This window comes from Pseudomonas sp. AC532, assembly GCF_979258965.1.
This window is the reverse complement of the sequence record NZ_OZ409888.1, coordinates 2,731,216-2,750,762: the sequence shown is the minus strand read 5'-3', so window position 1 is coordinate 2,750,762 and position 19,547 is coordinate 2,731,216. Positions and strand designations below refer to the sequence as shown.

At 64.9% G+C, this 19,547-nt stretch carries 15 protein-coding genes and 1 pseudogene; 3 read left to right on the top strand and 13 right to left on the bottom strand.

Annotated features, from left to right (window positions below; translation table 11 throughout):
- Positions 1-8 precede the first annotated feature (8 nt).
- The 13 genes and pseudogenes from ACZ0AV_RS12950 to tssA form a co-directional block, all read right to left on the bottom strand.
- Positions 9-470, bottom strand: coding sequence for a hypothetical protein (locus ACZ0AV_RS12950; protein ID WP_499151397.1), 462 nt, complete (start codon positions 468-470; stop codon positions 9-11).
- Between the two features lie 1,135 nt (positions 471-1,605).
- A pseudogene (locus ACZ0AV_RS12945) lies at positions 1,606-3,285 on the bottom strand (type VI secretion system Vgr family protein); the annotation flags it as partial.
- Between the two features lie 17 nt (positions 3,286-3,302).
- Positions 3,303-6,011 carry a type VI secretion system ATPase TssH gene (tssH, locus tag ACZ0AV_RS12940; protein WP_499151396.1) on the bottom strand — a complete coding sequence of 903 codons (2,709 nt, stop codon included), beginning with the start codon at positions 6,009-6,011 and terminating at the stop codon, positions 3,303-3,305.
- Positions 6,012-6,080: 69 nt separating this feature from the next.
- Positions 6,081-7,247: a lipase family protein gene (locus ACZ0AV_RS12935; protein ID WP_499151395.1), complete on the bottom strand. Its 1,167-nt coding sequence runs from the start codon at positions 7,245-7,247 to the stop codon at positions 6,081-6,083.
- 9 nt (positions 7,248-7,256) lie between these two features.
- Positions 7,257-7,661 (bottom strand): DUF6795 domain-containing protein, encoded by a 405-nt coding sequence (locus tag ACZ0AV_RS12930; protein WP_499151394.1) that lies wholly within the window; start codon positions 7,659-7,661, stop codon positions 7,257-7,259.
- Between the two features lie 59 nt (positions 7,662-7,720).
- Positions 7,721-8,758, bottom strand: a complete 1,038-nt coding sequence (tssG, locus tag ACZ0AV_RS12925) for a type VI secretion system baseplate subunit TssG (RefSeq protein WP_499151393.1) — start codon at positions 8,756-8,758, stop codon at positions 7,721-7,723.
- Positions 8,740-10,599, bottom strand: coding sequence for a type VI secretion system baseplate subunit TssF (tssF, locus tag ACZ0AV_RS12920; protein ID WP_499151392.1), 1,860 nt, complete (start codon positions 10,597-10,599; stop codon positions 8,740-8,742). The genes tssG and tssF overlap by 19 nt, the downstream gene beginning before the upstream one ends.
- Positions 10,596-11,111, bottom strand: coding sequence for a type VI secretion system baseplate subunit TssE (tssE, locus tag ACZ0AV_RS12915; protein WP_499151391.1), 516 nt, complete (start codon positions 11,109-11,111; stop codon positions 10,596-10,598). Before tssE ends, tssF begins: the two co-directional genes overlap by 4 nt.
- On the bottom strand, positions 11,099-11,899 hold the full coding sequence (locus ACZ0AV_RS12910; protein ID WP_499151390.1) for a type VI secretion system accessory protein TagJ: 801 nt from the start codon (positions 11,897-11,899) through the stop codon (positions 11,099-11,101). The genes tssE and ACZ0AV_RS12910 overlap by 13 nt, the downstream gene beginning before the upstream one ends.
- Positions 11,900-12,058: 159 nt before the next feature.
- Positions 12,059-12,547: an Hcp family type VI secretion system effector gene (locus tag ACZ0AV_RS12905; RefSeq protein ID WP_084303567.1), complete on the bottom strand. Its 489-nt coding sequence runs from the start codon at positions 12,545-12,547 to the stop codon at positions 12,059-12,061.
- 73 nt (positions 12,548-12,620) lie between these two features.
- Positions 12,621-14,114: a type VI secretion system contractile sheath large subunit gene (gene tssC, locus ACZ0AV_RS12900; RefSeq protein WP_499151389.1), complete on the bottom strand. Its 1,494-nt coding sequence runs from the start codon at positions 14,112-14,114 to the stop codon at positions 12,621-12,623.
- 12 nt (positions 14,115-14,126) lie between these two features.
- Positions 14,127-14,645: a type VI secretion system contractile sheath small subunit gene (tssB, locus tag ACZ0AV_RS12895; protein ID WP_073263152.1), complete on the bottom strand. Its 519-nt coding sequence runs from the start codon at positions 14,643-14,645 to the stop codon at positions 14,127-14,129.
- An 87-nt stretch (positions 14,646-14,732) separates the two neighbouring features.
- A complete protein-coding gene (gene tssA / locus ACZ0AV_RS12890; RefSeq protein ID WP_499153359.1) occupies positions 14,733-15,770 on the bottom strand; it encodes a type VI secretion system protein TssA in 1,038 nt (345 codons plus the stop codon).
- 352 nt (positions 15,771-16,122) lie between these two features.
- Between tssA and tagH the strand changes: the two genes are divergently transcribed.
- The 3 genes from tagH to tssK are packed head-to-tail and all read left to right on the top strand — an operon-like array spanning position 16,123 to position 19,542.
- Positions 16,123-17,670 (top strand): type VI secretion system-associated FHA domain protein TagH, encoded by a 1,548-nt coding sequence (gene tagH, locus ACZ0AV_RS12885; protein ID WP_499151388.1) that lies wholly within the window; start codon positions 16,123-16,125, stop codon positions 17,668-17,670.
- Between the two features lie 55 nt (positions 17,671-17,725).
- Entirely contained in the window at positions 17,726-18,193 is a 468-nt protein-coding gene (gene tssJ / locus ACZ0AV_RS12880; RefSeq protein ID WP_499151387.1) for a type VI secretion system lipoprotein TssJ, read from the top strand.
- A gap of 14 nt (positions 18,194-18,207) precedes the next feature.
- A complete protein-coding gene (tssK, locus tag ACZ0AV_RS12875; protein WP_499151386.1) occupies positions 18,208-19,542 on the top strand; it encodes a type VI secretion system baseplate subunit TssK in 1,335 nt (444 codons plus the stop codon).
- Positions 19,543-19,547 lie beyond the last annotated feature (5 nt).

Sequence of the window (19,547 nt, the reverse complement as noted above, 5' to 3'; positions counted from 1 at the left end):
GCTATGGATCACGAGTCGCCCGGTGTTGGCGGCGTGGCTGGAGTGATCGACACGCTGTGCAGGCACTCAGGGTTGTTCTGCTTGAAGGCGAAGCGCAACTGCCCCCACGGCTGTGGGCTTTCCCACACGCTTGTCTCGTGTAACGAACGGCCGCGTGGGGCGGCGACCAGCAGCAGCGCGCCATACTGGTCTTCGATGTCGCTGCGGGCGATGCAGGCCCCGCTCAGGAACAAGCCAAGGGTGGTCCGCTGAGCGGCGCTCTCTCTGGTGAGAACCGTCAGGCCGGCCTGCGTGATGCGCACGTTGCCCTGCAGGGCAACCTCGCCGCCGACCCAGCGCGTCCGATGTTCATCCTGTGTGTCCAGTTGCAGCGGGCCACCCAGTGTCTGTTCGACCCTCGCCTTGGTCAGCGGGCCGTGCTGCGCCAGTTGTTCGATGGTTTGCCAAAGCGTGAAGGAGGCTGGGTTCATCCGTTGGTTCTCGTTCGCTAGTGAACAGGCTGCCGTGCTTGCCACCAGCAGGTAGGCGCAAAGCCTGAAAAAGGGCCGTTTACTCGTCGACGTTGTCGTCATACCAGCTGCCGTAATACTCGTTGTAGGTGACGAACTTGCCGTCGACCTTGACCGATGAGGTCTCGCTGCCCCACAGCCTGCCAACGGCGGCGCGGGCAGCATCGTTATTGCCGTTGCCGAGCAACTGCTCATAGGCCGCGTTATAGCCCGCATGATTGGCTGCGGAGCCGTTGATGCCGATGTCGACACCGCCGTTGGCGATGATTTCCCGTTGTACCTTGATGTTGTTCAACACCGCCGCGCCTTCGTCTTTCAACGCGCCACCGACATAGGCGGCTTTGGAGGAAAGGTCTTCTTGGTAACGGTTCCTGGCGTGGCCCGTTTCGTGAGCCAGCAACTGGGTCACCGTGGCGGGCGAACCGCGCTCGTCGCCGTCGATGACGATCTTGCTGATATCGCCTTCCTGCGTCACGTAGGTGCCTTCGCCTGCGGTGCCATAAGCGATTTCCCAGCCCTCTTCCTGCAGCTCGCGCAGGTCTTTCTGCAGCGTGGGCGACTTGGCTGCAAGGCGATCCACTGCGGCACCCAGGCCGGTGGTCACGCCGGCGGGGCTGGCGGCTGCGGTGGGCGCATGGCTGCGCAACGCCAGGCTGCCCTGGGTCTCGGGGCCCGGGCGTTGGGCGTTGCCCTGGAACGATGGCGCCGCTTGCGAGCCAAGGCCGCGAGCCACCCCGGCGACCGCCGCCAGTGCGCCGACCAGCGAGCCGGGCTCGGCCTTGCCGCTGTGTTCCGGGGCCGGTTGCGCGGTCCCCGAGTTCAGCAGGATGTCGGACGGCGCATCGGCATGCAGGTGTTCCTGCGCCGTGAGGTGGATGTCCTTGGCGCTGAGGTAGATGGCATCCGGGGTCAGGGTCAGCTGCGAGCTGCCGACCTTGAACTCGATCTTGTCGCCGGCCGAGACGGCCCAGGTCTTGCCGACGAAATCGGTGCGGTTCATGCCCACGGCCGAGAACATCGCCATACCGACGTTGCGGTTGTAGCCCAGGCCGACGTTGGTCATCTTCGCCATGCCGATGCTCTCGACCTTGAAGCGGCCGATGTTGACCGTCTTGTTGTGGCCGATGCTGTAGCGTTCGTTGCGAGCGATCTTCTTGGTGCGATTGGCGCCGACATCGACGCTTTCGTTGCGGCCGATGGACTTGCTGCGGTCACGGCCGATGGCGTGGGTCTCGTCCAGCTCGACGACGATGTCCTGGTTGCGCTCGGCGTGGATGTACAGCTGCTCCTCGCCCTTCTTGTCCTCCATGCGGATTTCATTGAACTGCGCGGGCGTGCCGCCCTTGCTGGAGCGGCTCTTGATGCCGCTCTGGGTGGCGTTGGCGGGCAGGTCGTAGGGCACGGTCTGTTCGGCGTTGTAGACGCGGCCGGTGATGATCGGCCGGTCGGGGTCGCCTTCCAGGAAGCTGACGATCACTTCCTGGCCGATACGCGGGATCTGGATCGAGCCCCAGTTCTTGCCGGCCCAGTTCTGCGACACGCGGATCCAGCACGAGCTGTTTTCGTTGGACTGGTCGTGGCGGTCCCAGTAGAAGTGCACCTTCACCCGGCCGAACTGATCGGTCCAGATTTCCTCGCCCTTGGGGCCGACCACCATGGCGGTCTGCGGGCCCTGGACGATCGGCTGCACGGTGAGCGGCAGCGGGCGAAATACCTGGCTGGCATCGATGCAGTCGAGGCGGCTGTCGAATTGCAGCGGCTCGTCGCTGGTGTTGTTCTCGAACGCCTCCTGGACGATCTGGTAGTCGGCACTGACCGTCAGGTACTCGCGGTTCTGATCGGTGCGCGGGTAGCCGGTCATGCTGAACAGATGCCCGGCGCCGATGCCCCGCGCGTTGCTGCGCAACTGCACGCGCTCGTACCGGGTGTGCAGCGCCTCGATACGGTTGCGTGCGTATTGCTCGCCGTCCTTGCTCTGCACGTACTCGCCCGGGTAGTCGAACAGCGTGTGCCCGGCGTTGCTGTGTGGCCGCGAGACGATCGAGCGCACTTCCAGGCGTGCGCTGGGGCGCTGGAAATCGTAGTCGGTGAGCTCCAGCGAGCCTGACTGTACTTCGTGGTCGAGGTGCCAGTCGTAGATGTGGTCGCGCTCGCGCATCTGATCTTCGAGCGGGAAGTAAGGCACGCTGGCGTAGCCCGGCGCCGGCCGGTGTGCCCCATAGGCATCGCAGAGCACCAGCACGTGACGGGCCTGCTCGTGGCGGAAGTAGTAGTAGATGCCTTCCTGCTCGAGCAGTCGGCTGACGAAATCCAGGCTGGTTTCGCGGTACTGCACGCAGTACTCCCACTCCCGATAGGAGCGGGTGAGGGCATCCTCGAAATCGGAGAAGCCCAGGTCGCGGAACACCTGCTTGACGATATCGGGCACCGTCTTGTTCTGGAAAATACGGCAGTCCGAGGTGCGCGACAGCAGCCATAACCAGGGCTTGAGGCTGACCCGGTAGCTGGCGAACTGGCCGCTGCCTGCCGCCTGGCTGCAGCGCGCGGCGATACCGTGAAAATAGCGGTCGCTGCCGTCGGCCAGTTGCAGAGTAAGCCCCATCGGCTTGCCCAGCAGGGCATCGAGTGGCAGCGCATGATCCTCGGCGATCAGCGCCAACTCGTAGGCAAAGGGTCGGCCGAGCTCGTCCCGACCCTCCATTCGGCGCAGCGCCAACACGTCACCGCCCAGTGGGCTGGTGACCACCGCCATGCGTGCTGCCTGGGTAATCGGCATCTACGTTCCCCCGTGCCTCACTGCGTGCGTTCGAAGTCGTAGTGCAGCTCGTTGTTCTGCTGCGTGACCCACACCCCGCTCAGCGGCTTGCCTTCGAGCAGGCGGGTAAGGAACTCGCGGCTCATGTCCGGCAGCATGCTGTTGGTCAGGATGGCATCGATCTGCCGGCCACCGCTCTCGTTCTCGGTGCAACGCGAGACCACCAGGTCGACCACGCTGTCGTCGTAATCGAACGGCACCTTGTGAGTACTTTCAATGCGCTTCTTGATGCGCTCGAGCTGCAGGCGGGTGATGGCCTTGAGCATCTCATCGGAGAGCGGGTAGTAGGGGATGGTCACCAGGCGGCCGAGCAGCGCCGGCGGGAAAATCTGCAGCAGCGGTTCGCGCAGGGCCTTGGCGATGCCTTCGGGTTCGGGCATCAGTTCCGGGTCGCTGCACAGCCCGGCGATCATCTCGGTGCCGGCGTTGGTGGTGAGCAGGATCAGGGTGTTCTTGAAATCGATCTGACGGCCTTCGCCGTCCTCCATCACGCCCTTGTCGAACACCTGGAAGAAGATCTCGTGCACGTCCGGGTGGGCTTTCTCCACCTCGTCGAGCAGTACCACGCTGTAAGGCTTGCGGCGTACCGCTTCGGTCAGCACACCGCCTTCGCCGTAGCCGATATAGCCCGGTGGCGCACCCTTGAGGGTCGACACGGTGTGCGCTTCCTGGAACTCGCTCATGTTGATGGTGATGACGTTCTGCTCACCGCCATACAGGGCTTCGGCCAGGGCCAGCGCGGTTTCGGTCTTGCCCACGCCGGAGGTGCCCGCGAGCATGAACACGCCGATCGGCTTGTTGGGGTTGTCCAGCCCGGCGCGGGAGGTCTGGATGCGCTTGGCGATCATTTCCAGGGCGTGGTCCTGGCCGATGATGCGTTTCTTCAGGTGCTGGTCGAGCTTGAGGATGGTCTCCAGCTCGTTGCGCGCCATGCGCCCGACCGGAATGCCGGTCCAGTCGGCCACCACCGAGGCGACCGCCTGGTAGTCGACGGTCGGCAGGATCAGCGGCGTCTCGCCCTGCAGGACGCTGAGGCGCTGCTGCAGGTCGCTGAGGGTGTCGCGCAGCGCGGTGCGTTCCTCGTCGCTGAGGGCCGGTTGCCCGGCGCCAGCTTCACGGCTGGTGTCGTCCAGCGGCTCGGCCGCGGCGCGCAGGCGGGCGCGGGTGGCCAGCAGTTCGTCGACCAACGCCTTCTCGTCGGCCCAGCGGGTTTCCAGGGTGACCAGGCGCAGGCGCTCCTCGGCCAGTGCCGCGTCGACGTCGAGCAGGCGGCTGCCGATGCTGACGCCAATGGCCTGTTCGCGGCCGATGATCGCCCGCTCGGTTTCCAGCGACTCGATGCGCCGACGGCTGTCGTCCACCTCGGCCGGTACCGCGTGCAGGCTGATCGCCACGCGGGCGCAGGCGGTGTCGAGCAGGCTGACCGACTTGTCTGGCAACTGACGCGCCGGGATGTAGCGGTGCGACAGCTTGGCGGCGGCCTCCAGGGCTTCGTCGAGGATCTGCACCTGGTGGTGCTTTTCCATGGTCGAGGCGACGCCGCGCATCATCAGGATCGCGCGGTGCTCGGACGGCTCGTCCACCTGCACCACCTGGAAGCGGCGGGTCAGCGCCGGGTCCTTCTCGATGTGTTTCTTGTATTCCGCCCAGGTGGTGGCGGCCACGGTGCGCAGGGTGCCGCGCGCCAGCGCCGGCTTGAGCAGGTTGGCGGCATCGCCGGTACCGGCCGCGCCACCGGCGCCGACCAGCGTGTGGGCTTCGTCGATGAACAGGATGATCGGCTTCGGCGAGCTCTGCACGTCCTCGATGACCTGGCGCAGGCGCTGCTCGAATTCACCCTTCATGCTGGCGCCGGCCTGCAGCAGGCCGACGTCCAGGCTGCGCAGCTCGACGTCCTTGAGGCTCGGCGGTACGTCGCCGGCGACGATGCGCAGGGCGAACCCTTCTACCACCGCGGTCTTGCCCACACCGGCTTCGCCAGTGAGGATCGGGTTGTTCTGGCGGCGGCGCATGAGGATGTCGACCAGTTGGCGGATCTCGTCGTCACGGCCGACGATGGGGTCGAGCTTGCCGCTGCGCGCCTGCTCGGTGAGGTCGACGGTGAAGCGCTTGAGCGCCTCCTGCTTGCCCATGGCGCTAGGGGCGATGGCGCCGCTGGCTTCGCCGGGGGCCGCGCCGGCCTGGAAGCCGTCAGTGGCGCTCAGGGCGTTCTCCGGCGAGGCACCGACGATCTCGTCGAAGCGCTCGGTGAGGGTCTCGACCTTGAGCTTGTCGAACTCGCGGGAGATGGCCAGCAGTGCATTGCGCAGGCTCGGCGTCTTGAGGATGCCGACGATCAGGTAGCCGCTGCGCACCTGGCTTTCGCCGAACATCAGGCTGCCGTAGACCCAGCCGCGCTCGACCGCTTCCTCGACATGGGAGGACAGGTCGGTGATCGAGGTGGAGCCGCGCGGCAGGCGATCCAGAGCTTCGGTGATGTCCTTGGCCAGGCGCGCCGGCTCGATGCTGAACTGGCGGATGATCTGGTGCAGGTCGGAGTCCTGCAGTTGCAGGATCTGGTGCAGCCAGTGGCTCAGCTCGACGTAGGGGTTGCCACGCAGCTTGCAAAACACCGTGGCGGCCTCGATGGCCTTGTAAGCGACGCTGTTGAGCTTGCCGAACAACGCGGCGCGACTGATTTCTGCCATGGTTCTTTCCTTTGAACGAGAGAGTTGTTGGGCTATCTGGTTACGACCTGAGGCAATGCCTGATCGCCGTTAACGTAATTGGCCTATGGAATTGAGAGCCTTGCGGGCCAGGTTACTTATGGTGGTGAACAGCAGGTTGAGCATCCAGCGCAGGAAGGCGCTAGTCATGTCGCTGGCTGTCGGCAACGGTCGGCCAAGGAACTGGAAAATACGCACTACCAGATTGCGGACGTGCTCACCCAGTTCCTTGCCGATTCTGACGCCCTGAATCAGGATGGCGGCGATCTGGTCGATCACCGTCAGCGAGGCGCCGAGGAGCATCCCGAGAGCGCCTCCCGCGACCGACAGAATCTGTTTAAGCACCCAGCCGATGGCGCTGCTGAGCATCCAGAAAGAGGCCGAGGACAGCTGCAGCACACCGCCGTTGCGGGCGCTATCCAGCCAGGCTTCGATATCCTGCTCGAACTGCGAGCGTTCGAGACGCCGCAGCCCGACCCAGGAGGCGTCTTTGACCGAATTCATGTAATTAGGCATGCGATGAGCATCGCCAGAGACCAGGCCGCCCCAAGGCAGCTTGCAGGTGTCTCCTTCCACCGGTAGGTGCAGAAACGGAAACAAAGGCACCATTGGCACCACGTCGGAATCGTGAAAGACGCGGTTGATATTGTCGACGCCTAACTTGCCAGTGAGATGGCGCGCGAAGCCGGCGGTGCCCACGCGTGGACAACCGAAGGTGTAGAGCTTGACGCTGCCTGCGCCCAGCTCGCTCAGATGATCTGCCATCAGGGTGGCGATGGCGCCGCCCAGGCTGTGACCGACCAGGTGAATGGCGCTTGGGTTCTTGCCGCGTAGAAACTGCATGACCTCGTCACGCATGGACGTGAACGTATTGTTGAAGCCCGCGTGCACCGGCCAGGTGGAGGGCCCGCGCTGCATATCGCAGTGCGCATCGGTCACCACATCCGCGAGGGTTTGTGTGCCGCGGAAGGCAATCAGCATTTCACCCCGGCGACCACCGATGCCATCCGCGGCATAGGCAAAGCCGGACTGGCTGCGAATGGCCACGCCGCTGCTGCCCTGGTAGCCCTTGGCAGACGAGAAGTCGAAGAGCTGCGCGACATCACTCATGCTCGCTGCCGCTCGTTTGGCCATCTCGACCATATCGAGGTTAAGGGTCAGGGTGTTGTAGACATTGTCCGCTACGAGGGAGGCCTGCCTTGGGGTTAACAGATTCATTCCATTGCCTCAGTCTTTTCTCAGCACGCAAATCCCGTAGCTCTTGCTTTCCGGATGGGCGCCGGGTGCATCGTTTAGTTCACACACCAGGTTGAACGCACCGCTCGCGCTCTCGCTGTCCTTGGCGTAATTGTCCTTGTCGTGCAGCCAGCCATCATATTCCTTGCCGTTGTGGCGAATCGTTATGGTCTGGTTGATCTTCTGTCCGGTCGGAATCACGGTGGCGAAAAAGGATTTTTCCACGCGATCTTCCAGTGAGAAGTGCCCCTGCTGATCCGTGGTGGTGGAGAATGTCCGTTTTTTCTGATCCCACAGCCAGATGTAGCTCTGTTCGATTGCTGCCCCTGCAACGGGTTCGCCATTGAGCAGTACCGTGCCTTTGACTGCCGAGAACATATAGAGTGGTTTGGCCATGGCCGGCTCCTGCAGTAGAAAGAAAAGGGCAGTCGAAAACGTGGCGACAAGTATTTTTTTCATGTTCTGGCGGCGTTCTCTTCAGATAGGTCATCAGCCTTCTCCGGGCCTCGACAATGCGCGGCGCAGAGGAAAAGGTCATCGGCATGATCTTGTGGCTTGCCAAGCCAGGTATCGAAGCCGAGTCGGCAGCCGCCATCCAGTGACGCGGGCGGTACCTCCTCCTGTTTGAGCACCAGGTTGGTGTCCCAGTCCAGTTCCATGCCGACGTATTCGGCCACCCAGGCCGCCAGCTCGGCGAGCAGCGGCTGGTCGGGTAGAAAGCGGCGGTACTGCGCCAGGCTCAACGGGCCGATGCGCAGGCGAAACTTGTGTTGCCGGTCCCACACGTGAGTGCCCAGGCACAGGTCCATGCCCAGCGTGCAGGTGCTGGCCCCCAGGCGGCTGTATTCCGGCAATGGCAGCCACTGGCCGACGTATTCCTCGAGCGCCACCGGCACGCCGAAGTACTCGCCGAGAATCGCCTGCAAGCCATCCGGGTAGCGGCTCTGGGCGGCCAGGTGGCCGGTGAAGTAGTAGCGCGCCGCGTCGGGAATCGGGCCCTGGCCCAGAAGGCTGGGCATGCCACGGCCGGACAGCGCGCCAAGGCGTGGCGACCAGTAGTCGTCCGTGGTGCGATCCTGGCTTACCGTTGGCCGGGCCTCGGCCCAGGCGCGGTAGAACAGGGTCAGCAGGCGGTGATTGAATACGTCCAGGAAGCGCTTGAACGTGGCGTCACCATGGTGCCGCTGGCGCTCGCGGGCATGCTCGGTCAGGTGAATCGGCAGCGGCCCGTTGGGGCCGGTGAGACCGAAGAAGAACTGCTCGATGCGCGGCGTACCGGTGCTGTCGTGGATGACGCTGGCCAGGGTCGAGGGCGCGAAGCCGCAGTCCGGCTTCTGTCCCAGGCGCAGCGGGTCGTCGACCAGCCGCACTGAATGGCCGAGGCGCGGGCGCAGCGGGTATTCGCATTCGATGCGCCGCATGGCCTGGAAGAAATCGTAGTTCCAGGGCGCTTCGGCCATTGCCGCCAGGGTATTCACAGCGTCGGCCGACATCCGGGCTTGGCCCTCCAGCGCATCACTTCACCGCGCTCGCTGGTGCGCAGCACCGTTTCGGTGAAGCTGTTGATGGAAACATAGCGGGTCAGGAAGCGCTCCAGCACCGACCCGAGCAGGAACACGCCGGTGCCGCGAAAGGCGTTCTCGTCGAATTCCAGGTCAATCTCCAGGCCGCGCCCGAAGACGATCGGGCCCGGCATCGGCAGGCGCCGCGTGCAGGGCTGGGCGCTGACTTTGCGCAGGCCGTCGATCTGCAGCTGCAAGGCGTTGTCGCCGGCATCGCCGTAGAGGCGCAACAGCTCGCGCAACGCGGCGGCGCCCTGGCCCTGCTGCGTGAGTGACAGGTAGTTGAGCGACAGCTGGCTGATCAGGCGCCAGGCGCTGGCATCGTGGGCACGGCTGGCACGTGGACGGCTGGGGCCGGCCAGGCAGCGCACCGCCACCACGGGGGCGCTGTCTTCCAGGGTGAAATCGCTGCGCGTGCCACCGATTGGCATCGACAGGGGCAGGTCGCGGTTGGTGCACAGTGCACCGATGCCCAACTGGCGGAGGTCATGGCGATAGGGCGCCTGGTTGGCGTCGACCAGGGAAATGAAGGTCTCGCTGCCGATGTAGGTGGAGCGTGGACCGTTGCGCCGCTGTTTGCTGGACAACACCCGGGGTTCGCGACGCAGGCTGTACCAGGCCTGTTCACGACCGTAGCGCGACGGGTCGCGCACCGCGTAGAACGGCTGAAAAGGCTGCTCAGGGCCGCTGCCATGGCCGCTGACTTCGGTGATCGAGTGAATTTCGAAATCCTGCGGACGGGTGCGGTCGGCGATGATCTGATGCTCGTGCACGCGATCGCTCAGGTGAATGCGGTCGGCGCGGCGTGCGAACAGGTTGATCGCCGGGGTGCAGAACAGCCGGAACTGCTCCGCGCCGATGCTGTTCTCCAGGCTGTTGTCGAGGCGATTGAACAGCACCACGATCTCCAGCTCCTGGCTGGTATTGCGTTGCACGGCGCGCTTGAGCCCGGCCAGTTCGACGAACAGGAAGCGGTTGGGCAGCGCGAAGTATTCCTGCAGCAGCCGATAGCCCTGGAATGCCCTGGGCACCACCGGTAGCGCCGCCTCGCTGTCGTCGAAGCCGCGCGGGCGCAGGCTGTCGGGCGGCAGGCGTTCGACCCAGGAACCGTCCACGGCGCGCACGAACAAGGCGCAGACATTGCCCATCAGCTGTTCGTAGAGACGGAACGGTTGCTCGTCGGCACCGTGCAGGAAGAAGGTCAGCGTATCCAGGTCCAGTGCGTTGAACGGCAGGCCGGCGCCGGTGTGCAGGCGCAGGCGGACGGCTGCCTTGGCACCGGGTTCGCTGGCGGCCAGGCGGCCGAGCTGAGTGGTCGGGTTGCCGAAGTAGCTGGCCTGGGTCACTTCCAGCGGCCACAGGGTGACCGGCTGACAGGTACGGTACTCGCAGGCGGTTTGCGCCTCGCTGCCCAGTGCGCCGCGTAGCGAGGCACCACGTTCGAGGGTGAAGCCGCTGCTCAGGGAGCCTTCGTTGGGATCGGCGCACAGCTGCACCACGGTCATCGACGGGGTCGGTGCCAGGTAATGCGGGTAGGCGATTTCCAGCAGGTTGTGGGTGAAGGTCGGGTATTCGGCATCGAGCTTCAGTTGCACGCGGGCGGTCAGGTAAGCGAAGCCTTCAAGCAGGCGTTCCACGTAGGGGTCGGCGCACTCCACGCCGGACAGGCTCAGGCGGCTGGCGATCTTCGGGAATTCGCGGGCGAACTCCTCGGCGCTCTCGCGGATGTGTTGCAGCTCCTGGTTGTAGTAACCAAGCAGGCGAGGGTTCATCGGCGTCTCCGTGAGGCGTCGGCGGGCAGTACCTGGACGTGCCCGGTTTCCAGGTCCAGCTCGGTGGTGAGCAGCAGGCGCAACGGCATCGGGTGCGCCCACAGGTCACCCTCGATCTCGAAACTCAGCGAGTTGTGGCTCATCTCCTCGGCCTCCTGGCGCGCGCGCACGCGCAGCGACGACCGCACGATGCGCGGTTCGAAGTCGGCGATGGCCTTGGTCAGCAGGCGTTCCACCGCCGGGATGTCGATGCTCGAGGCGCTGTGCCCGGCCAGGGGTGGCAGGCCGAAGTTGACCACCGAGCTGCCGGCCCGGGTGAGGGCCTCGTCGTCGCTGGTCAGCGGTGCGATGGTGTTGAACAGCCAGGCCAGATCGCGCAGCACCGAGGCGCGCAACTGGGTCAGGCTCAGCACGCGCTTGTCGACGCTTTCCGCCGGGTTGCTCGGGTCGTCGTCGAGCAGGCGATCGAGCAGGGCCGGTTGCAGGCGGTCCTGACGTTTCAGGTCGGCCATGCCGCGTCATTCCCGTGCTCGAAGCTCAGTGAACGAACATCGAACAGCGCCTGTTCGCCGCCGTCGAAGGCCAGCAGGCGCTGGCCGAGCGGCAGACCGTTGGCCTGCCATTCGGTCTTGCGCGCCAGGCGCAGGGCCCCGTCGGTGCTGGCGTGGCTGCCCGGGTAGCGGCTGGGAATCAGCGCCACGGTGCTGCCGCCGTTGGTCAGGGTCACCTGGGCCGGTAGCCAGACCAGGTCGCGCAGGTCGCTGGGGGCTTCCAGGCTCAGGCTGGCGATGTTTTCCATCGGCAGCCAGACATAGCGGCCATTGACGATCAGCTCGAGCACCGGGCCGAGGCGCGGGTCTGCATCGGCCAGCCAGCCGAACGCGGTGTCGTCGAGTGTGCCGGGTACTGCGGCGGCGGCTGCAAAGGCCTGGTCACGCAGGCTCTGGGCTGCCTCGGCGTTACCCTGGGCATCCTGCTCCAGGGCGAGGATCAGCGGTGCTACCCAGTCGGCAGGCTGACCCAGCACCACCGGTGTGGTCTTGCCCGCGAACACCTGCTCGCGCAGGGCCTCGCAATTGAGTGCGGTGCTGTAGGTCTGCACCATCGGCAGGCAGGCGGCATCCAGATCACCGGCTACCTTCAACTGGTTCTGGGCACGGCTCCACTGGCCCATCACCGCCAGCAGCTGGAACAGGAACACCCGCAACTGCGCCTTGGCGGGCTGCGCCCGTACCTGGTCCTGCAGCGCCTTCAGTGCCTCATCGAGCCGTGCTTCACGCAGGTATTGTTCGGCAGTCATCGTCGTTCCCTGTACTGGCGCGGCCACCGCTGCGGGGCAGCGACCATGAGGCCCGCTGCAGTCGTCGCAGGGCGAGCCGTTGAAATTCGCGGTAGTCAAAACCAGCGATGCCCGGCGCAGTGCCGGGCATCGCTGTGTGCCCAAACATCGAGCGGGTGTTTACACCTTGACGTTCTGGCGGATGTTCCAGCCGTACTTGACCGGGCCGCCATCTTTGGCGCCGTCGGCTTTCTGCGGTTGGTAGTCGACCAGTACCTGGGCGAAGTTCAGGGTGACGTTCTCGGTGAGGCGATCTTCGCCGCCGCTGCCGCCAGTGCTGATGGACGACACCAGCACTTCCTTGAGGGTGATGATCAGGTACTCGACCTGCGAGTCGCCGCCGGCCTTGCGGATGGTCAGCTTGGCTTCCGGATAATGCTTGCCGCTGGAGCAGGCCATCATCAGGTTGGGGCTGGACTTGTCGACATACTTGGTCAGCGACAGATCCTGAATGTTGACCTTGCCGGCACCGCCGCCACCGCCTACATGCATCGAGCCGGATTGGCTCATGCCCCAGCTCCAGGCCAGCACGTCGATTTCGTCCGCATGGGTCTTGTCCTTGGACTCGCCTTTGACGTCGCCAATCTTGATGAACATATCAACAGCCATCATTTCTCCTTTCGTGGCTTTTGCCACTCTGTTTCAGCTACGCCCGCGGAAGCGGGCGCCACAGTGACGAGCCTCAGGCCCCCTTGGCCGAAGGCAGTTTGGATACCAGGCGCAGCGACACGGTCAGCCCTTCGAGCTGGTAGTGCGGGCGCAGATAGAACTTGGAGCTGTAATAACCGGGGTTGCCTTCGATTTCCTCGACTACCACTTCCGCTTCGGCCAGCGGGTGCTGGGCCTTGGTGGTTTCGGTGGAGTGCGCCGGGTCACCGTCGACGTAGTTGAGGATCCAGTCCTGCAACCAGCGCTGCATCTCGTCGCGCTCTTTGAACGAGCCGATCTTGTCGCGCACGATGCACTTCAGGTAGTGGGCGAAGCGGCAGGTGGCGAACAGGTACGGCAGGCGCGCGGCCAGGTTGGCGTTGGCGGTGGCGTCCGGGTCGTCGTATTCGGCCGGCTTGTGCAGCGACTGGGCGCCGATGAAGGCCGCCAGGTCGGTGTTCTTCTTGTGCAGCAGCGGCATGAAACCGTTCTTCGCCAGTTCCGCCTCGCGGCGGTCGGAGATGGCGATCTCGGTCGGGCACTTCATGTCCACGCCACCGTCGTCGGTGGGGAAGGTGTGCGCCGGCAGGTTCGGCACTTCACCGCCCGACTCCACGCCACGGATGCGCGAGCACCAGCCGTAGAGCTTGAACGAACGGTTGATGTTGACGGCCATGGCGTACGCCGAGTTGGCCCAGGTGTACTTGCTGCTGTCGGCGCCGTCGGTTTCTTCCTCGAAAGCGAACTCTTCGACCGGATCGGTCTTCGCGCCATACGGCTGGCGAGCCAGGAAGCGCGGCATGGTCAGGCCGATGTAGCGCGAATCCTCGGAGTCACGCAGCGAGCGCCAGCCGGCGTACTCGGGCGTGGTGAAGATCTTGGTCAGGTCGCGCGGGTTGGACAGTTCCTGCCAGGAGCCCATGCCCATGACCGTCGGCGAGGCCGCGGAGATGAACGGTGAGTGCATGGCCGCGGAGATCTTGGCGATCTCGCCGAGCAGTTCGACATCCGGTGGCGACTGGTCGAAGTAATAGTCGCCCACCAGGCAGCCATAGGGCTCGCCGCCGAACTGACCGTATTCCTCTTCGTAGAGCTTCTTGAAGATCGGGCTCTGGTCCCAGGCGGTGCCCTTGAATTTCTTCAGGGTCTTGTGCAGCTCCGGCTTGGAGATGTTGAGCACACGGATCTTCAGCTGCTCGTCGGTCTCGGTGTTGTTGACCAGATAATGCAGGCCGCGCCAGGCGCTTTCCAACTGCTGGAAGTCCGGGTGGTGCATGATCAGGTTGACCTGGGCGGTGAGCTTGGCATCGATCGCGGCGATGATCGATTCGACCGACTTGATGGCGTCGTCGGAGATCAGGTCGGTCTTGCTCAGGGCATGTTCGGCCAGGGTGCGCACGGCGGTTTCCACCGCTTCACGGGCGCGTTCGGTCTTGGGCTTGAATTCCTGCAGCAGCAGCGAGGCGAATTCGCTGGTCTGTTCGGAGGTGGCGAGCGACTGCTCGGGCGCCTGGGTCTGTTGGCTCATCGGGGCGTCCTCTTAGGCTTGCGGCTCGTTGTCTTGGGGCTTGGGCGCGCTGGCCAGCGCCTGCAACAGGGCCGGATCCTTGATCGCCTTGATGATCAGCTCTTCGGCGCCGGTCTTGCCATCCATGTAGGTCAGCAGGTTGGCGAGCTGGGTGCGGGCTTCGAGCAGTTGGTTGAGCGAGTCGACCTTGCGGGCGATGGCCGCCGGGCTGAAGTCGTCCATGCTCTCGAAGGTGATATCCAGGCTCAGGTTGCCTTCGCCGGTCAGTGCATTGGGCACGTGGAAGGCCGCACGCGGCTTCATGGCCTTGAGGCGCGAGTCGAAGTTGTCGGCGTCGATTTCCAGGAACTTGCGGTCGGCGACGGCGGCCTGGGGCTCGGCAGGCTTGCCGGCGAGGTCGGCCATCACGCCCATGACAAAAGGCAACTGCACCTTTTTCTCGGCGCCGTACAGCTCTACGTCGTACTCGATCTGCACCCGTGGGGCGCGGTTGCGCGCGATGAATTTCTGGCTGCTGGTGGTGTTGCTCATGTTGCTCCTCCTGTGCATGGGCACTGGCTTCTGCGGCCAATGGCCGATAGCTGTGTGCGTGGGGCTTCCTTGAAGATCCGCCGCACGTTAGTCGTATTCGGGGCCACGCAGGTTTTCGAACTGCGACATACCGTCGGGAATCAGGTTGCGCACGATTTCCGCGAAATCCGCGGTGACCAGCTTCTGCGCGCGCGTCAATAAGACCGGGACCGGGCTGGAAGGTTCGTGCTGGGCATAATATTCAAGCAGGCGATCAAGGGTGCGTAGCACGTCGTCGCGGCTGGCGATGCGGCCCGGTGCGGCGGGCGCCTGACGCGCCGTCTGCTGCCCATTGGCCTCTTCGGAGCCGGCCGGGTCGGAGTCGGACGCGTCATCGGCGTACGGGGCCTGATCGCCAGGCGCGGGGGCCTGGTCATTGAAGATCTGCCGGGCGTGGCGCAGCACCTGCTTGAGCGATTCCAGGTTGGCGCTCTGCGCCGAGCCGACCCGCTCGGCGAGCAGGCCTTCGATATCGGCCAGCGCCGCGGCGGCTTCGTCGAGTGCGCTGCGAGTGCCGTCGAGCAGTTCCTGCTCGGCATCCAGAAAAGCACCGCGCAACTGCTCGGGCGACAGGGTTTCGCTGGAGAAACGCTGCAGATCGGCGGCATTGAGCGCCGCGCGGATGCTCACCGCGCCAAAGGCCCTGGAGCGGGTAATGCTCGCCTCGCGCAGCAGCACGATGACCGGCTCGGCGCTCAGGGCATTGAGGGCATTGATGCGGATGGTCGGGTCATTGTCATCGTCGGCGTCGAGCTGCGGGTAGACGCCTTCCCAGTACTGGGTGAGCAGTTCGCGTACCAGGGTCAGGCCCTGGGCCAGGCCCGTCAGGCCGTCGAGGGCGATGGCGCTCTGCAGGTAGAGGGTGGCCAGGCGCAGGTCCTTGCTGCGTGCGAACAGCTCGCTGGCGCGCTCGCGCACCTGGCGCCAGTCCGGCGGTTCGGCAGCGATGACCGACTGGCCCATCTGGCGTTCCGGCTGGCCGATCGCCAGGCGTTCCAGTTCGAGGAAGTCGGCATCGTATTCGAGGTCGTCCCCGCATGGGTTTTCGTCGGATACTGCGTTGAGCAAGTGCGACACATCCACCACGTCAGGTGCTCTCCATGTCAAGCCTGAAAATCGAAATGAATCCTTGTCGGCGGGCTGCCCGACAACCAGGATTCGTGGCGCGGCAGGGCTAAGTGCCACTACTGGCGCGGGGTCCGCTGCTAACCGCGGCCATTCTCCGAGTGCGCTCAGATCATTGTCAAGCGAGGCCTAGGCGGTAGAAACTGTCGCGATGCACAGTATTTGCGTCTTCTGTGCAGTGACTCACAGCCGTTTGCAGATATAGGCCCGCCTGGGCATTGAATCGTATCGGCCAAGGGCAAAAAATAGGGCGTTTGGCATATCGACATCGCTCGAAGAGCATGGTCTTTTTACCGCACTGCAAGGAGCCGCAATGCCGCTGCGTCTGGTCATCACCACCTATCACAAGCTGACGCCCGGGCAACGGGCCGAGGTCGAGCTCGATCGGGGTGAGCTGAAAATCGGGCGCAGCGCCGGCAATGACTGGGTGCTGCCCGATCCCGAGCGTCTGGTGTCCAGCCAGCACTGCGTGATCCAGCACCGTGATGGTATCTACTACATCACCGACACCAGCACCAACGGGGTGATTCTGCAGAATGCCGGCACGCGCCTGCGGCGTGGCAGCAGTGAACCGCTGGAAGATGGCGAGGTGCTGAAGATCGGCGAGTACGAGATTCGCGTACAGATCAGCGGCATCAGCGTTGCTCCCGCTCCGGCACTGGCCAGCGGTGCCGTGGACGATCCCTTCAACAGTTTCGAGGCGCTGCTCAGTCGCAGTGCCCAGCCGCTGGAGATGCCGCCGGTCAGTCCCGCTCCCGCCACACCTGCGCCACGCCGCGACTCACCGTTCGACACCAAGGCGGACCTGTTCGATTTTCTCAGCCCGCCGCCCGCCGTGGCGCCCTCGGTTGCCGATCACGTGCCGGCTCAGCAACATGATTTCCGCCCCCCACGGCCATCGCAGGCGCCTGCTGCCGTGGCGCCTGCCGTTGTCGTGCCTGATGCCGCGCCAGCGTCGGTGATTCCCGCCGACTGGGATCCGTTCGCCGATCTTCAGGCCCGTTCGGCGCCGCAGCCGACTCCCGATCCGTTCGCCGAGCCTCCGTACATCGCTGCGGCGCCGGTGCCGGATCCGTTTGCCGAGTCGCCGCCACTGCCGCCGATGCCGGCAGTGGAAATTCCTGCGTTTGGCGAGCCGGATTCGCCGGTACAGCAAATTCACTCGCTGCCGGTTGTCGAGCCGCTCGAGGTACCCCAGCCTGCACCTGCACCTGCACCTGCACCTGCACCTGCACCTGCACCTGCACCTGCACCTGCCGCCTCGGCTGCTGGTGACGAGTTGATGGAAGCCTTTCTGCGCGGCGCCGGCCTGCAGCACCTGCGCCTGGATCGTGCGGCCGCCGCGGCGCAGATGGAGGCCATCGGCCGCAGTTATCGGCTGATGGTCGAGGGGCTGATCGACGTCCTGCGCGCCCGCGCCAGCCTCAAGGGCGAGTTCCGCATGGCGCAGACCATGATTCAGCCCATCCAGAACAACCCGCTGAAGTTCGCCCCCAACGTCGATGAAGCGCTGCTGATGCTGCTGCGTCACGACAATCAGGCGTTCATGGCGCCGGACCAGGCGGTGGGCGAGAGTTTCGATGACCTGCGGGCCCATCAGTTGGCACTGATGGCCGGGGTGCAGGCGGCCATCAAATATTTGCTCGCCCGCTTTGAACCGCGTGAGCTGGAGGGGCGTCTGAACAAGCCCAGCGGGCTCTCGGCGCTGCTGCCCAATGGCCGTCGAGCACATTACTGGGAGTTGTTCACCGAGCTTTACGCGACCATTTCCCAGGAGGCCGAGGACGGCTTCCAGGAGCTGTTCGGCCGTGAATTCAGCCGCGCCTACGAAGAACACATCGCGAGACTGAGAGGCCGTTGAGGCCATGTGGCTCGTCGCGTCGCGGCGGGCCCGCTGTAACCATCGAGGAAGCGTTATGCCAAGGATTCTGACACTGCTGGTCTTTCTGTTGCTCGGCGCCTGTGCGTCAGGCCCCGGGGAGCCGGTACCCACTACTGTCGAGCTGCAGCTGCAGGCCAGTCGCGATCTCAACCCGGCGCCTGCGGGCACGGCGTCGCCGGTCTGGGTGCAGGTCTACCAGTTGCGCAACGCCTCGAGTTTTGCCCGCGCCGACTTCTTCTCGCTGGTCGACCGCGCCGACGCCACCCTGGCCAGCGAGCTGATCGAAACCGAACGGTTCGTGGTGCGCCCCGGGGAAACCCAGCGCAAGACATTGACCCTCGACGACGCCACGCGCCACCTGGGCGTGGTGGTGGCCTATCGCGCCCTCGACCGGTCAGTGTGGCGCCAGGTCATCGAAATTCCTGCCCATCAGGCAAGTGCCCTGCGCCTGCAGCTGGACGCCTATGCCATCAGCGCCGCGCCGCTGACACCTCTTGAGTGATTGGAGACCCGTTCATGTCCTGGAACAATCGTGTGGTTTGGTCGGAGGGGATGTTCCTGCGGCCGCAGCACTTCCAGCAGCAGGATCGCTACATCGAAACCCTGGTGCAAAGCCGTAGCCATGCCGTACAGCCTGGCGCCTGGGGCTTTTCCCAGCTGCTTGTCGACAGTGCGCTGCTGAGTCAGGGCAAACTGGCGATCCTCTCGGCGCGCGGGCTGCTGCCCGACGGCACACCGTTCAATATTCCCGAGAACGATGCCGCGCCAGCGCCGTTGAATATCGATGACAGCCTGCGTGACGGGGTGATTTACCTGGCCCTGCCGCTGCGCCGCGCAGGCCTGCGCGACACCGTGGAAACCGGCGAGAGCCTGGGCTCGGCGCGCTACCAGAGCAGCGTGCACGAAGTGCGCGACGACAACTCCTCGCTGGAAAGCCGTGCCCCGGTGGCCATCGGTTCCCTGGCGCTGCGCCTGGTCACCGAGCGTGACGGCCTCGACGAGCATGCCGCGGTTGGCGTGGTGCGCGTGGTGGAAAAACGCGAGGACCGCAGCCTGCTGCTCGATGACAGCTATATCCCGCCGCTGCTCGACGTCAGCGCCTCGCGGCCGCTCGCCGGGTTTCGCAACGAGTTGCTCGGCCTGCTGCACCAGCGTGGCGAAGCGCTGGCCGGGCGAGTGGTCGCTTCGGGCGCGGGCGGCGCCTCGGAAATCGCCGATTTCCTGTTGCTGCAACTGGTCAACCGTGCCCAGCCGCTGGTCGCGCATCTGGCGCGGATCACCCCGTTGCACCCGGAAGTGCTGTACCGCGAACTGCTGGCGCTGGCCGGCGAGTTCGCCACCTTCACCGCCGCCGAGCGGCGCCCGGGCGAGTTTCCGGTGTACGAGCACGACGACCTGACCAGCACCTTCGCGCCGGTCATGCTGGCGCTGCGGCAGGCGCTGTCGATGGTCATCGACAGTCGCGCAATCCCGATTCCCATCGTCGAGAAGTCCTACGGCGTGCACGTGGCAATGCTCGCCGACAAGTCGCTGCTCGACTCGGCCAGCTTCATCCTCGTGGTGCGGGCCGACGTGCCGGGCGAGAGCCTGCGTGGGCATTTCCCGCAGCAGGCGAAGATCGGCTCGGTGGAGCACATCCGCGACCTGGTCAACCTGCAACTGCCAGGCATCGGCCTGCTGCCGCTGCCGGTGGCGCCACGGCAGCTGCCGTACCACGCCGGCTCCAACTATTTCGAACTGGACCGGGGCAGCGATCACTGGAAGCAGCTGATCCATTCCGGCGGTTTCGCTTTCCATATTGCAGGCCAGTTCCCGGGCCTGAACCTGGCCTTCTGGGCCATCCGAGGCTGACGCGC